16 protein-coding genes are annotated in these 13,993 nt (G+C 53.5%); 9 read left to right on the plus strand and 7 right to left on the minus strand.

Annotated elements, in window-relative coordinates; genetic code table 11:
- Positions 1-46 precede the first annotated feature (46 nt).
- Positions 47-646 carry a TetR/AcrR family transcriptional regulator gene (locus PGS10_RS00225; RefSeq protein WP_045392477.1) on the minus strand — a complete coding sequence of 200 codons (600 nt, stop codon included), beginning with the start codon at positions 644-646 and terminating at the stop codon, positions 47-49.
- 134 nt (positions 647-780) lie between these two features.
- On the opposite strand from PGS10_RS00225, the gene PGS10_RS00230 reads away from it, so the two are divergent.
- The 3 genes from PGS10_RS00230 to sodC all read left to right on the plus strand — a co-directional run bounded on the left by PGS10_RS00230 (position 781) and on the right by sodC (position 2,560).
- The gene (locus PGS10_RS00230) at positions 781-1,023 is read left to right on the plus strand and encodes a DUF1289 domain-containing protein (protein WP_161801910.1); all 243 of its coding nucleotides are present in this window, start codon (positions 781-783) and stop codon (positions 1,021-1,023) included.
- A 48-nt stretch (positions 1,024-1,071) separates the two neighbouring features.
- Entirely contained in the window at positions 1,072-1,968 is an 897-nt protein-coding gene (locus PGS10_RS00235; protein ID WP_045392474.1) for an aldo/keto reductase, read from the plus strand.
- Between the two features lie 70 nt (positions 1,969-2,038).
- Entirely contained in the window at positions 2,039-2,560 is a 522-nt protein-coding gene (sodC, locus tag PGS10_RS00240) for a superoxide dismutase [Cu-Zn] SodC (RefSeq protein ID WP_015366871.1), read from the plus strand.
- Here sodC and PGS10_RS00245 read toward each other — a convergent pair.
- From PGS10_RS00245 to PGS10_RS00255, 3 genes are read right to left on the minus strand one after another with little or no spacing between them, the layout of a single operon-like run.
- Positions 2,553-4,577, minus strand: a complete 2,025-nt coding sequence (locus tag PGS10_RS00245) for an FUSC family protein (RefSeq protein ID WP_316422193.1) — start codon at positions 4,575-4,577, stop codon at positions 2,553-2,555. The genes sodC and PGS10_RS00245 overlap by 8 nt on opposite strands.
- Positions 4,577-5,473 (minus strand): efflux RND transporter periplasmic adaptor subunit, encoded by an 897-nt coding sequence (locus PGS10_RS00250; RefSeq protein WP_045392466.1) that lies wholly within the window; start codon positions 5,471-5,473, stop codon positions 4,577-4,579. The genes PGS10_RS00245 and PGS10_RS00250 overlap by 1 nt, the downstream gene beginning before the upstream one ends.
- Before the next feature lie 10 nt (positions 5,474-5,483).
- The gene (locus PGS10_RS00255; RefSeq protein WP_015366868.1) at positions 5,484-5,720 is read right to left on the minus strand and encodes a DUF1656 domain-containing protein; all 237 of its coding nucleotides are present in this window, start codon (positions 5,718-5,720) and stop codon (positions 5,484-5,486) included.
- A 172-nt stretch (positions 5,721-5,892) separates the two neighbouring features.
- Here PGS10_RS00255 and slyA point away from each other — a divergent pair, with 172 nt between their 5' ends.
- Positions 5,893-6,333 carry a transcriptional regulator SlyA gene (slyA, locus tag PGS10_RS00260; RefSeq protein WP_020078997.1) on the plus strand — a complete coding sequence of 147 codons (441 nt, stop codon included), beginning with the start codon at positions 5,893-5,895 and terminating at the stop codon, positions 6,331-6,333.
- Between the two features lie 37 nt (positions 6,334-6,370).
- On the opposite strand, the gene PGS10_RS00265 is transcribed toward slyA, so the two are convergent.
- Both PGS10_RS00265 and slyB read right to left on the minus strand, forming a co-directional pair.
- Positions 6,371-7,726: a sensor domain-containing diguanylate cyclase gene (locus tag PGS10_RS00265; RefSeq protein WP_047042794.1), complete on the minus strand. Its 1,356-nt coding sequence runs from the start codon at positions 7,724-7,726 to the stop codon at positions 6,371-6,373.
- Between the two features lie 225 nt (positions 7,727-7,951).
- On the minus strand, positions 7,952-8,419 hold the full coding sequence (slyB, locus tag PGS10_RS00270) for an outer membrane lipoprotein SlyB (RefSeq protein ID WP_045392464.1): 468 nt from the start codon (positions 8,417-8,419) through the stop codon (positions 7,952-7,954).
- A 264-nt stretch (positions 8,420-8,683) separates the two neighbouring features.
- Here slyB and anmK point away from each other — a divergent pair, with 264 nt between their 5' ends.
- The 5 genes from anmK to pdxY all read left to right on the plus strand — a co-directional run bounded on the left by anmK (position 8,684) and on the right by pdxY (position 13,259).
- Positions 8,684-9,808, plus strand: coding sequence for an anhydro-N-acetylmuramic acid kinase (gene anmK, locus PGS10_RS00275; RefSeq protein WP_047077704.1), 1,125 nt, complete (start codon positions 8,684-8,686; stop codon positions 9,806-9,808).
- An 85-nt stretch (positions 9,809-9,893) separates the two neighbouring features.
- Positions 9,894-10,223, plus strand: a complete 330-nt coding sequence (gene mliC / locus PGS10_RS00280) for a C-type lysozyme inhibitor (RefSeq protein WP_161801899.1) — start codon at positions 9,894-9,896, stop codon at positions 10,221-10,223.
- A gap of 57 nt (positions 10,224-10,280) precedes the next feature.
- Complete coding sequence (pdxH, locus tag PGS10_RS00285; RefSeq protein ID WP_045392565.1) at positions 10,281-10,937, plus strand: pyridoxamine 5'-phosphate oxidase; 657 nt, start codon at positions 10,281-10,283, stop codon at positions 10,935-10,937.
- Between the two features lie 125 nt (positions 10,938-11,062).
- Positions 11,063-12,337 (plus strand): tyrosine--tRNA ligase, encoded by a 1,275-nt coding sequence (gene tyrS / locus PGS10_RS00290; RefSeq protein ID WP_045392458.1) that lies wholly within the window; start codon positions 11,063-11,065, stop codon positions 12,335-12,337.
- Positions 12,338-12,398: 61 nt separating this feature from the next.
- On the plus strand, positions 12,399-13,259 hold the full coding sequence (pdxY, locus tag PGS10_RS00295; protein WP_015366860.1) for a pyridoxal kinase PdxY: 861 nt from the start codon (positions 12,399-12,401) through the stop codon (positions 13,257-13,259).
- A gap of 37 nt (positions 13,260-13,296) precedes the next feature.
- On the opposite strand, the gene gstA is transcribed toward pdxY, so the two are convergent.
- Positions 13,297-13,902: a glutathione transferase GstA gene (gene gstA, locus PGS10_RS00300; protein WP_045392456.1), complete on the minus strand. Its 606-nt coding sequence runs from the start codon at positions 13,900-13,902 to the stop codon at positions 13,297-13,299.
- Positions 13,903-13,993: the final 91 nt, after the last annotated feature.

Below are 13,993 nucleotides of genomic sequence, written 5' to 3' on the forward strand. Positions count from 1 at the left end.
TCCTGAGTAGACCGGTCGTCTTGTAACTGGTTAAATAAAACGCCTGTTAAACCGCAGGCGCTGCAATGATCTGTTTGGCGTGAGCAAGGGCGCTTTCCAGCGGCGTTGCGCTACGCGTAATTTTGGCCTGTAAATTGGCTCCCAACCACAACGAGTACAGCACCTGTGAAAGGGTAATTGCTTCCCCCTCAAACAGCAGGCTACCCTCCAGGCGGCCTTTTTCCAGCGCTTCGCCCAACAGGGCGATAATCTGGCTGGCGCCTTTATCCATGGCGGTACGCATATCTTCCGACAAGTCGCACACCTCTGCCGACAGCTTCACGGTTAAGCAACCGCTGATAATGCCCTGTTGGCAAAACTGATTCAGCGTGTGCTGATAGTAGGCCAGCAGTCGGTCGCGGTAGTTGCCTTCGCCATGGTCAAAATGGTCAACCAGGCGCTGCAGATAGCCGGTGTAGTGATGTTCAAGCAACGCGACGCCGAAGGCTTCTTTTGAGCGAAAGTAGTGATAGAAAGAGCCTTTCGGCACTTCCGCGGTTTTCAGAAGTTCACTTAAGCCCATTCCGGTAAAACCACGATGCATGCATAGTTGTTCGCCGGTGACGAGGATGTGTTCTCGGGTATCGCATTCGCTGTGTCTGTTCATGGGGCACACTGTAGTAGACCGATTGGTCTAATGCAAGCAAAATGATCATTCTGCGAGGATAACAAACCAACAAAAGTTGCGCGCGAGCGGCAGAGCGTCTTCAATGAGAGACAGAGAGAATAAACGGGAGAGCGGTGGTGGCAGAGCAGCTTGAGTTTTTCCCGGTACAGAGTCCGTGCCGGGGAATATGTCAGTCCGATGAACGCGGTTATTGTCGCGGCTGTTTTCGTAGCCGTGATGAGCGCTTCAATTGGCAAAAGCTGAGCGATGCGCAAAAACAAGAGGTCCTGCGTCTGTGCCGCCAGCGTTTACTGCGTAAAATTCGCGCGGCTAAGCAGGCGCCCGCGGAAGAACCGCAGCAACCCTCACTGTTTTGAAGACAAATATGCGTATACTCAGAACACTTTTTTGTCGAGGAAGCGTTTATGGTTCAGCGTATTGCTATGGCTCCGCAGGGGCCGGAATTTTCACGTTTTGTTATGGGTTACTGGCGGCTAATGGACTGGAAAATGTCCACAGACGCGTTGGTTGGTTTCATTGAGCAGCACCTGGATCTAGGAATTACTACCGTCGACCACGCCGATATCTACGGCGATTACCAGTGTGAAGCCGCTTTTGGCGAAGCGATGAAGCGAGCGCCGCACCTGCGTAGCCGTATGGAAATCGTTAGCAAGTGTGGGATTGCGACTAAAGCGCGTGCGGAAAATACCATTGGTCACTATATCACCGATCGCGACCACATCATTCTTAGCGCCGAACAATCGCTGCGCAATCTGGCGACCGATCATCTCGATTTACTGCTGATTCATCGCCCGGATCCGCTGATGGATGCCGACGAAGTCGCAGAGGCTTTCCTCGCGCTACATCATAGTGGGAAAGTGCGCCACTTTGGCGTATCTAACTTTACGCCGGCGCAGTTTACGCTATTACAATCGCGTCTGCCTTTCACCCTGGCTACTAACCAGGTCGAGATCTCACCGGTACATCAGCCTCTATTGCTTGACGGTACCCTCGATCAGCTCCAGCAGTTGCGCATTCGACCGATGGCCTGGTCGTGTCTCGGCGGCGGACGCCTGTTCAATGACGAGAGCTTCCAACCGCTGCGCGACGAGCTGGCGCAAATTGCCCAGGAGCTCAATGCAGATAGCATTGAGCAAGTCGTCTATGCGTGGGTGCTGCGCCTGCCGTCGAAACCGCTGCCGATTATCGGCTCGGGCAAAATCGAGCGCGTGCGCTCGGCGATTGTGGCGGAAAAACTGCCTATGACGCGCCAGCAGTGGTTCCGCATTCGTAAAGCGGCGCTGGGTTACGACGTTCCTTAAACCATCTTACGCCTCCGGATGCCGCTACCTGGTTTACACTTATCAGGGATACAGCCAATCCGGAGGTGTTATGCAACGATGTTTACTCGCTATTTTCACTCTCGCATTTTGCGCTGGCGCGCAGGCCGCCAGTGAAGATGTCTCCCTTAATCTTGTCACCAGCCAGAGCGTTGGCCAGGCCGTCGGTAGCGTTAAAATTACTGAAACCGACAGAGGCCTTGAATTTACTCCTGATTTACGCGCGCTTCCGCCGGGCAAACACGGTTTTCATATCCACGCTGAGGGAAGCTGCCAGCCGGCGATAAAAGACGGTAAAGCGGTCGCCGCCGGCGCGGCGGGCGGTCATTTCGATCCGCAACATACCGGTAAGCATGAAGGGCCGCTGGGCGCAGGGCATCTTGGCGATCTTCCACTGCTGGTGGTCAACGACGATGGGGTGGCTAACCAACCGGTTATTGCCCCGCGCCTGAAAACGCTCGCGGAAGTGAAGGGCAAAGCGCTGATGGTTCATGTCGGCGGCGATAATATGGCCGATAGCCCGCAGCCGCTGGGCGGCGGCGGCGAGCGTTTTGCCTGCGGGGTGATTAAGTAGTCCGTTCGGTAATGGTGCCGGCAATTGGCGCCTGTTCCAGCTGCGATAGCGAGCAGTATAACCGCCAGATTATCGCTGCCAGCTCTTTAGCCGCCGGCTGATGATGATGGTTAAGGGTATCGCAGATCCGCTGCAACTCCAGCAACGTCGAGGCAAGTGGACGTTGCTGGACGCCGCGTTCGCTCATGACGTCGCGAAGCAGGCTGATACACAAGTCGCGTACTTGTGAGAGGGGGTCTGAACGTGTCTCCCAATCACGTAGTTGCCACACGACATGCGAGCAGTTGAGCAGCACTACGCCCCAGCGCAGCAGCCAACGTCGCGCCAGCGCGTCCTGGCTGCTGCTCAACTGGCTAATGTGGTGATACACCAGAGACTCAAATTCGTGCTCGCTATGCTGCGGGCGGCGGCTCAACTGATCGACAAAGTGACGCCGTAACGCACGGATATGGCGGCGACTTTTCCGCGCATCTGAGCCGGGACTGATAACCGCAAAGGCAAGCCACGCCAGACCAACACCGATAATTTTGCCGAGATTATCATTAAGAAACGAGGCAAAGTCATAAACCGGAGGGTTGGTGACCGAAATAAACGATCCCATAAAGACGATTAACTGCCCCCATAGCCCAGCGAACTTCGGCATCTGGAGTTTCAATAACTGCATGGTGGTGAGCAGCGGGAACAGAAACAGTAAAAACTGCCACAGGTCGGTTATCTGCACCATTAAGCCAAACTTCACCACAAAACTGAACAGCGACAACAGCACCAGGGTACGCATCAATAAGGTGAGCGATTTAAATGGCGACGGCGATATTGAGTAGAGTACGCAGCTAATGGCGGCGAGGGTGAGCGCGGCGGCGCAGGCCTGCCATTGGGTGCTGATACCCCAGGCGCCCACGGCCACCAGCGCGCAGAAGGTACGTAAGCCGTTCCATAACGCTTCAGCCTGATCGGTATGACGCGACAGCGCCGGCGCCGAAGGGACGTTAAACTCGGTGATAGCGCTGGCGTTCTCGATGCGGCGGATCCAGCGGCTGCTTTCGAGATAGATACGACAGAAATAACGCAGCCGTTTCCAGAACGCCAGATGGCGATAGTTGGCGTTAGGGCCGGGGGCCAGCGGTACCAGAATCCGCGCCACGCTATAAACATTTGCGTGCGGATTGGCGAGCTCGCTGAGTAGCGTTTCGAGCACCGCTCGCGTATTGCCAGGCGCATCCGGCCAGTTCAATAACATTCTTCGCAGGCTGGAGATGACGCTGGTCATTCGCAACTGCTGATGAAGCAGATAATTCAGCAAGGGATTCTGCCGTCTGAAACGGTAGTGGCTCCAGAAGGCCTGGATACGCAGCAAATTCATGGTCAGGATCTGGCCGATGACGCTTTCATGGGCGCTACGAATCGCATCGGTGGTTTCCGGCACCCACAACAGGCTGGCATGCTCTAATAGCCGGGAATGCATATTCTTCAGTGCCGTCAGCAGCGTGACGCCATCTGAGGTACTGGGCAGGATCATCATCATGAACCCGCCGGACAATATCCCCACAATCACTTCACAAACTCGCGACTGAGCGATAGTCCACAGTTCATTCGCGTCGGCAACATTAATAACCGGGAAGGCGATAATTGCGCAGGTATAGCCTGCCAGTTGAAAAGCGTAGGCGACGTTATTGGTGAACATCGCGCAGGCCCAGGTACAGAGCGCAATCCAGGCTGAGATACTGAACAAGAATAGCCACGGGTCGTTAAGGGTATGGCCGGCCAGCAGCAGGGCGGCGCAGGCGCCGAGCAGGCTGCCGGCGATACGGCCAAAGCTCTTGCTGATAACGCCGCCAACTGTTGGGAAGCTGACGACCGCGGCGGAGGTCATTGCCCAGTAGGGCTCATCAAGATCCAGCGCATAGGCGATGCTAAGCGCCAGACACATCGCAATGCCGTTGCGTAACGCGTAGCGCCATTGCGGACGGCTGGCTTTAAACCACGGCAGTGATTGCCAGCGCAGAGCCTGCAGCTTCATTACTGTCCGCCAATCGATACGGTGCAAGTGGTACCTGAAACCAGCGTGACGTCCGCAGGCAGCTTATCGAACTCAATACGTACCGGTACGCGTTGCGCGAGGCGTACCCATGGAATGTTGGGTTTAATATTAGCGACCAGCGCCGAACCGCCTTCGACGCTCTGATCAACGATGGCGCGGCCGATGCTGGAAACGTGACCCTGTAACGTTTGTTTGCTGCTATAGAGAACGACCTGAGCGCTAGCGCCTTCGCGGATGTGACGCAGTTTGGTCTCTTCAAAATAACCCAGGACATAAAAAGAATGACTATCAACCAACGCAAATACCGGGTGGCCGACGGAGGCGTAATCTCCGACCCGCGTTGACAAATTAGTGATCCAGCCATCAACCGGCGCTTTGACCTCGGTTTGCGTCAGCTGCCACTGCGCATGTTCCAGCGCGGCTTGCGCCACGCCAACCACCGCTTTAGCCGCCTCATAAGTGGTATTGGCGGTATTCAAAGCGGTATTAACGGTTTCCATATCTTCAGCGGAGATGAAGTTTTGCGAAAGACTGCGGCGGCGAGTAACGTCGCTGGCGGCCTTGGTTTGCTCGGCTTTGGCTTTTGCCAGTTCCGCTTTGGCTTTTGCCAACTGCGCCTGAGCGTTTAAAACCGCAATGCGATAGGGGGTATCGTCAATGCGGAACAAAACGTCGCCGGCTTTGACCAACTGGTTGTCTTTAACATTCAACTGCAAAATACTGCCGGAAACCTGAGGCGTAATGCCGACCTGTTCGGCGCGAATTTTGCCATCCCGCGTCCATGGTGACTGAGTGTAGTAATTCCATACCAGCCAGGCGGCGATAATCGCAATAGCGGCAATAATTAAGGTTGAGAGATATTTTAGTTTCTTCATGAAATGAGCATCACAAGAGAGTCAGGAGAACCAGCGCCAGGCAAACGGCCAGCGCAAACAGGGAAAGGTCCATCAGCAGGGGATGCCAGATTTCGCCGGCGTACATCCAGTCGCGTAGCTGACGATGAACGATTAACCAGATAAAGAAACCAAGCACGACGGCTTTAAATAACGGGGGAAAATAGATAGAAGCGCCGAACACCAGGTCCTGTAGCGACAATCCGGGAGTGTTAAGACTCAGTTTCACAAGCAAAAATCCTTTGCCGTTGCAGGGATAATGTTCTTGGTGATGAATTAGTTCACATTGTAAATCATTGTCTTGAATTTAGTGAATCAAGTAATTCATTTGTTTTGGTAATTTAAATGCTGCACACTATTCTAAAAGCAGTATAATAACTTAGCAAGCTAATTATAAGGAGATGAAATTGGAATCGCCACTTGGTTCTGATCTGGCACGTTTGGTACGCGTTTGGCGCGCGCTGATCGACCATCGCCTAAAACCTCTGGAGTTAACGCAGACGCACTGGGTCACGCTGCATAACATTCATCAGCTACCTCCTGAGCAGTCGCAAATCCAGCTGGCCAAGGCTATTGGTATTGAACAGCCCTCTTTGGTGCGCACGCTGGATCAACTGGAGGAGAAAGGGCTTATTTCTCGCCAGACTTGTGCAAACGATCGCCGGGCGAAACGTATCAAGCTCACGGAAAAGGCGGAACCGCTGATCAACCAAATGGAAGACGTGATCGGCAAAACGCGTGATGAAATCCTTGCGGGTGTATCTAAGCAGGAAGTCGAAACGCTGCTCAACTTAATCCGTAAACTTGAAAACAATATCCTCGATCTTCAGGCAAAAGACTAGCCGGGAAAAGGGCTTTGCGTTCGCAAAGCCCTTTCTCTTATTCCTGCCAGACCACCACGCGATTGCGGCCACCGTTTTTCGCCGCGTACATAGCCGCATCCGCGCGTTTGACGCACTCTTCAGCCCCAATGTTGGAGCTCGAAACGGTGTAGACCCCCATACTAATCGTCATCCGTTCCGGCAGTGATGCCTGCCCGGCGCTGACCATCTGGCGAATTCGCTCGGCTATCGCCAGCGCATCATCAGCATCAGTATTTACCAGCAACAGGGCAAACTCCTCGCCGCCGATACGGGCGGCAATATCCTCACGGCGCACATGAGTTTGTAGTACGCTGGCGGCAAACTGAATTACCTTGTCGCCCTGAACATGGCCGTAGTTGTCATTGATGCGCTTAAAATGATCGAGATCGCTGACGATGACCGATAGCGGTCGTGTTGCTGAAGTCTGCGGTAGCAAACCGCTGAGCGTGTCGTAAAAGTAGCTGCGGTTGTACAGTCTGGTCAGCGGATCGCGGATAGAGTTCTGATACGAATTGATGTATTTGTTGTTAGAGTCGCGATAGAGAATAAAAACGTCACTTAACAGTACGAACAGCATAAATAACGTACTCAAAGTTTCGAACAGGCGCGCCTGATTCCAGGCGATAATATGCTGACTACCTGTCGCTGTGAGTAATACGTTTAGCGTAAATATATAGGCAGCACAGAAAAATGCGCCGCTATACCAGAAGATATTACGTAGCTTGGTTAGTATAACCAATAATATCAACGTAAATACCCAGGCGAAAAATAGCAGCCAGCCCATCCAGTTATGCCATAACGGAGTAAAAGTGCTGGTGATGTCGTCGATAAAATCGATGCTTAATAATGGGCTGTTACTGGAGTGTAACCACGATAAAATAAGAATAGTAGCGCTAAAAATAAAACATCCCGTCAATATTAAAGTATGCGCGCCGGCCGCTTGATTAAGATACTGACGATAGCGGTATATAATAATGGCAGTGATGAACAACACGACCATCAAAATATTACGGAATGAGTAAAAAATCAGCGCGTCATTTTGTTTAACAATATATTCGCTGTTGCACAGTAGCCAGCCGGGATAGCTGCTCAGGGTGCCCAGCATCAGTAAGGCGGAGCTGGCAAAGGCGAAGGCGATAGGCATCAGATAGAGACGGCTTTTATCACACCAATACTTCATGCTCATGAAGCAGGAAATAGTAATGTGAAAAATCATTAATATAATTGTCAGCAAAGGAAAAAGTGGTGATGAAGTCGTAGGGATACGATTAACGACTGAATCAGATAGTATATCAATCGTAATAATTGCCAGGCTGCAGGCGATGATATAAGCGAATAAGCGGTGCGATAATCGATTTAAATTCAGAGGCACAGGTAAACTCCCGCGATAAAAATGGGGGGGGGTAAAAACGACGCGCAGGTCGCTAAATGAAAAAATCCACTTCAGGCTAACGAATTAATTAACGGGGAATATTGCGCAAACGCAAGTTGCCGTGCAGAAATATCAATAATATTGATATATGTATGATGAATATTTTGGTGGTAAATAATGAATCTGGAGAATTAATGCGGCCAATTAAGGCCGCATTAGAGAGGCTTAACGCGGGGAAACCGTCACTTGACTGCCGCTGCCGGCAATGGCTACGCGCTGACCAACGGAGAACGGGGTGCTGCCCTGTTTCTGAACCACCATGATGGTATTGCCGTCATCTTTGCGGATTTCCAGCTCAACGCCTTGCGTTTTGTTCATCGCGCCCTGTACGCCCTGACCGGCTACGCCGCCGGCAACCGCGCCTGCAGCGGTTGCAAGAGAACGACCGGTGCCGCCGCCAATGGTATTACCAAGGAAGCCACCGAGTACCGCGCCGCCAATCGCGCCGATAGCATTGCTGTCATCGCCGCTTTGGATCTGGACCGCACGGGTATGTACGATGGTACCGTAGGTCACGCTTTGCACCTGCTTGGCTTCTGATGCTGTGTAAACATCGCCAGATAGACCGCTGCTGCTGACGCAACCCGCCAGGGTTAAGCCAATCATCGAGACAGCCAAAACACGTAAAATCATTTATGAATCTCCTGTGTACCAAAAATGTTCCAGTGAACTTCCATGTGGTCAATTATATGGCATTTAAGCGTTCGCTGGCATAGCTTCCTTATGGACTGTTTAAAAATAATAAGGTTCGCTTTAACGACGAATAAACGTAAGTACTTTACCTAACAAATCGTCGCGGCAGAACTATTGTTAAAAAGTATTAGTGCGCCATAGCATTGAACCCTGCTTTATGATGCACTGATGGTTCTGCAAAAGTCATGGAATGAGGGTAGGCGTATGAAATCAGGTCGTTTTATTGGCGTAATGTCTGGCACCAGCCTTGATGGCGTAGATGTCGTTCTGGCGGCGATAAATGAAAACATGGTGGCGCAGCAGGCGAGCCTCTCGTACCCCATCCCGGTCAAACTGAAAGAAGAAATATTAGCGATTTGCCAGGGGCAGCAGCTGACCTTGTCGCAACTGGGACGTCTGGATACCCGTTTGGGGCGGCTTTTTTCGGATGCAGTATTAGCGCTGATGCGCCAGCAGAACCTTCAGCCTGAAGATGTTGTCGCCATCGGTTGCCATGGTCAGACTGTGTGGCATGAACCGACCGGCGATGCCCCGCACACCATGCAAATAGGCGATAACAACCAGATCGCTGCGCATACCGGCGTGACCGTTGTGGGGGATTTCCGCCGCCGCGATATGGCGCTTGGCGGTCAGGGCGCGCCGCTTGTCCCGGCCTTCCATGAGGCTCTGTTGGCGCACCCGGTTGAAAGGCGCATGGTGCTTAACATCGGCGGCATTGCCAACCTCTCGTTGCTGGTTCCGGGGCAGCCGGTACGCGGTTATGACACCGGGCCGGGGAATATGCTGATGGACGCCTGGATCTGGCGCCAGTGCGGTAAACCCTATGATAAAGACGCGCAATGGGCCAGTGAAGGCAAAGTCTTACTACCACTTCTGCAGGATATGTTAAGCGACCCCTGGTTCGCGTTACCCGCGCCGAAGAGCACTGGTCGTGAGTATTTCAACTATGGTTGGCTGGAAAAGCATCTGGCGCGCTATACCCATCTGCGGGGGCAGGATGTTCAGGCCACGCTGACAGAACTGACCGCGGTGTCCATCAGTGAGCAGGTTTTGTTAAGCGGCGGCTGCGAGCGTTTGTTAGTTTGCGGCGGCGGGGCGCGGAATCCGCTGTTGATGGCGCGTCTGGCGGCATTGCTGCCAGGGACTGAAGTCACGACCACCGATGACGCTGGTATCAGCGGTGACGATATGGAAGCGTTGGCCTTTGCGTGGCTGGCGTGGCGTGCGCTTGCCGGTCTGCCGGGGAATCTTCCCTCCGTCACCGGCGCCAGCGAAGCGACAATTCTTGGCGCCATCTATCCCGCGAATCGAGCGCAGAATCAGAGTTAACTGAAGTCGCTATTTTTTATTTACCGGTAAACTGGACGAAATTCCGGGAGGGCGGTTTGCTCTCCTGACCGGGAAAGTCGAAGGCATACACATGAAAAAAATTCTTATTGCGGTAGTTCCTTTTATGCTCGCTGGGTGTAGCTATTACAACCAATTCGTTGAACGGATGCAGACCGACACCCTTGAATATCAGTGCGATCAAAAACCGTTGACCGTCCATTTGAACAACGCTCGTCAGCAGGTGAGCTTTATCTATGATAATCAGCAATTAAACCTGACCCAGGGGCTCTCGGCTTCCGGGGCTCGTTATACTGATGGCGTTTATGTGTTCTGGTCGAAAGGCGACAGCGCCACCGTTTATAAACGCGACCGCGCGGTGTTGGATAACTGCCAGTTACAGACCGCGAAACGTTGAGATTTCCGTAGCGGGGGCGCACAATAACGCCACCCTATGACAACGATCTCAATGGTTATGTCTGATAACGACGAATTGCAGCAAATCGCGCATCTGCGCCGTGAATATACCCGTGGCGGCCTTCGTCGCCACGATCTTCCCGCTGAACCCCTGACGTTATTTGAACGTTGGCTGCGTCAGGCCTGCGACGCTAAGCTCGCAGACCCGACGGCGATGGTAGTCGCGACCGTTGATGAAAACGGCCAGCCCTATCAACGCATCGTATTGTTAAAGCACTATGACGAAAAAGGGCTGGTGTTCTATACCAACCTGGGTAGTCGCAAAGCACATCAAATCGAAAAAAATCCCCGTATCAGCCTGCTGTTTCCCTGGCATATGCTGGAACGCCAGGTCATGGTAATAGGTCAGGCAGAACGTCTGTCGACGCTGGAAGTGGTGAAGTATTTCCACAGCCGACCGCGCGATAGCCAGATTGGCGCGTGGGTCTCCCAACAGTCCAGCCGTATCTCCGCTCGTGGGATCCTGGAAAGTAAATTCCTCGAGTTGAAACAGAAATTCCAGCAAGGCGAAGTGCCGTTGCCAAGTTTCTGGGGCGGTTTCCGCGTTAGCATCGAACAAATGGAGTTCTGGCAGGGCGGTGAACATCGTCTGCACGACCGCTTTTTATACCAGCGGCAAAATGATGGCTGGCAAATCGACCGTCTGGCGCCATAAAGGACGCAAAATGTTGTTTTAAGCGCTGGTGCTACGTGCTCCGGCGCTTTATTCTATGTACCTTTCGCGTCTGGCGAAAAGTCGTGTACCGGCAAAGGTGCAGTCGTTTATACATGGAGAATTTGATGGCAAGCAGTAACTTGATTAAACAATTGCAAGAGCGGGGGCTGGTAGCCCAGGTGACGGACGAAGAAGCGTTAGCAGAGCGACTGGCGCAAGGCCCGATCGCGCTCTATTGCGGCTTCGATCCTACCGCTGACAGCTTGCACTTGGGGCATCTTGTTCCATTGTTATGCCTGAAACGCTTCCAGCAGGCAGGCCATAAGCCTGTGGCGCTGGTCGGCGGCGCGACCGGTCTGATTGGCGACCCGAGCTTTAAAGCCGCTGAGCGTAAACTCAATACCGAAGATACCGTGCAGCAGTGGGTGGATAAAATCCGTAAACAGGTTGCGCCATTCCTCGATTTCAACTGCGGCGACAACTCGGCGATTGCCGCGAATAACTACGACTGGTTCGGCGGCATGAACGTGCTGACCTTCCTGCGTGATATCGGCAAGCACTTCTCTGTGAACCAGATGATCAACAAAGAAGCGGTGAAGCAGCGTCTGAACCGTGACGATCAGGGGATCTCTTTCACCGAGTTTTCCTATAACCTGCTGCAGGGTTATGACTTTGCTTGCCTGAATAAACTGCACGGCGTGGCGCTGCAAATCGGTGGTTCCGATCAGTGGGGCAACATCACTTCAGGTATCGACCTGACTCGTCGTTTGCACCAGAATCAGGTCTTCGGTTTGACCGTTCCGCTGATCACCAAGGCCGACGGCACCAAGTTCGGTAAAACCGAGGGCGGCGCGGTATGGCTGGATCCGAAGAAAACCAGTCCGTACAAATTCTACCAGTTCTGGATCAACACCGCGGACGCAGACGTTTATCGCTTCCTGAAGTTCTTCACCTTCATGGACATTGCCGAGATCAATGCGCTGGAAGAAGAAGATAAGAACAGCGGTAAAGCGCCGCGCGCGCAGTACGTACTGGCAGAGCAGGTGACGCGTCTGGTCCACGGCGAAGAAGGCCTGGAAGCGGCTAAGCGCATTACCGAAAGCCTGTTCAACGGCAATCTGAGCGACCTGAGCGAGGCGGATTTCGAACAGCTGGCGCAAGACGGCGTGCCAATGATCGAAATGGAAAAGGGCGCCGATCTTCTGCAGGCGCTGGTGGATTCCGAGCTGCAGCCGTCCCGCGGTCAGGCGCGTAAAACCGTAGCCTCCAACGCGGTGACCATTAACGGTGAAAAACAGTCCGATCCGGAATATGTATTCAGCGATAGCGACCGCCTGTTCGGCCGCTACACCTTACTGCGTCGCGGTAAGAAGAATTACTGCCTGGTCTGCTGGAAATAAAAAATAAAACCAGGGCGTGGGAAACCACGCCCTTTTTTCTTTTTAGGGTTGTGGTAAGAAAATGAAGAACATCCTCGCCATTCAGTCTCACGTCGTGTTTGGCCATGCGGGCAACAGCGCCGCTGAATTTCCGATGCGCCGTCTCGGCGCCAACGTCTGGCCCCTCAATACCGTACAGTTCTCCAACCATACGCAATACGGCAAATGGACCGGCTGCGTCATGCCGCCTTCGCATTTGACCGAAATCGTGCAGGGGATTGCCGATATCGATAAGCTGCAGAGCTGCGATGCGGTACTGAGCGGCTATCTTGGTTCCGCCGAGCAGGGCGAACATATTCTCGGCATCGTGCGTCAGGTGAAAGCGGCGAATCCGGCGGCAAAATACTTTTGCGATCCGGTTATGGGGCATCCGGAAAAAGGCTGCATCGTCGCTCCTGGAGTGGCTGAATTCCACGTACGCTATGCGCTGCCGGCCAGTGATATCATCGCGCCGAATCTTGTCGAGCTGGAGATCCTGTGCGGCCATCCGGTGGCCAACGTTGATGAAGCCGTTAGCGCGGCCCGTGAGCTTATAGCGCAAGGGCCTCAGGTAGTGCTGGTGAAGCATCTGGCGCGGGCGGGTATGAGTATGGATCGCTTTGAGATGTTGCTGGTGACGGCGGATGAAGCCTGGCATATTAGCCGCCCGCTGGTCGATTTTGGCAGCCGTCAGCCGGTCGGCGTGGGCGATGTGACCAGCGGCCTGCTGCTGGTTAAGCTACTGCAGGGCGCCAGCCTGCGCGACGCCCTTGAGCACGTCACTGCGGCAGTGTATGAAATCATGCTGGCAACCAAAAATATGCAGGAGTATGAACTGCAGGTGGTGGCGGCGCAGGACCGCATCGCCAAACCGGAACATTACTTCAGCGCAACGCAACTGTAAGCGCGATGGCATGCCCGCTTGCGGGCATGCCGATGATTTACTTCAGACCTTCCGCCGACAGCGCCGCCGCAACGGACGGACGCGCCGCGACATGCGCCATCCAGGCGCCAATATTAGCGTAAGCTTCCATATTCAGTTTCACCGCATAGCCCCAGCGCAGGACCGTAAACAGGTAGCCATCGGCGATGGTGAAGCGATGCCCATTCAACCACTGTTTATCCTGTAGCGCCTCATCGACATACTGCAGCTTTTTCTCCAGCAGGGCGCGCACCGTTGGCTTGTAGTCTTCCGGGGTGTCAGGACGGAACAGCGGAGTAAAGCCTTTATGTAGTTCGGTGGCGACGTAATTCAGCCATTCCAGCGTCTGATAGCGGGCAATGGTGCCCACTGGCGCCAGCAGCTGGCGGTCGGGCACGCGGTCGGCAATATACTGCATGATGGCCACACCTTCGGTCAGCAGTACTTCATCGTCAAGCAGCAGCGCGGGAACCTGACCCTTAGGATTAATCAGCAGGTAGTCATCGCCGTTTTCGAGGCGTTTCTTCGCCAGGTCGACGCTATCGATGGTAAAGTCGAGGCCGCTTTCGCGCAGGGCGATATGAGAGGCAAGGGAACAGGCGCCGGGCTTGTAGAACAGTTTCATCAGTAACTCCTCGTGGCTGCAGTTTCCTGTATGTTAGTCCCCCGTGGGGCAAAAAAAAAGCCGCTAACAAATGTTAGCGGCCTAAATTTAT

Source organism: Klebsiella sp. 141153, assembly GCF_032601995.1.
Classification (GTDB): Bacteria; Pseudomonadota; Gammaproteobacteria; order Enterobacterales; family Enterobacteriaceae; genus Klebsiella; species Klebsiella aerogenes.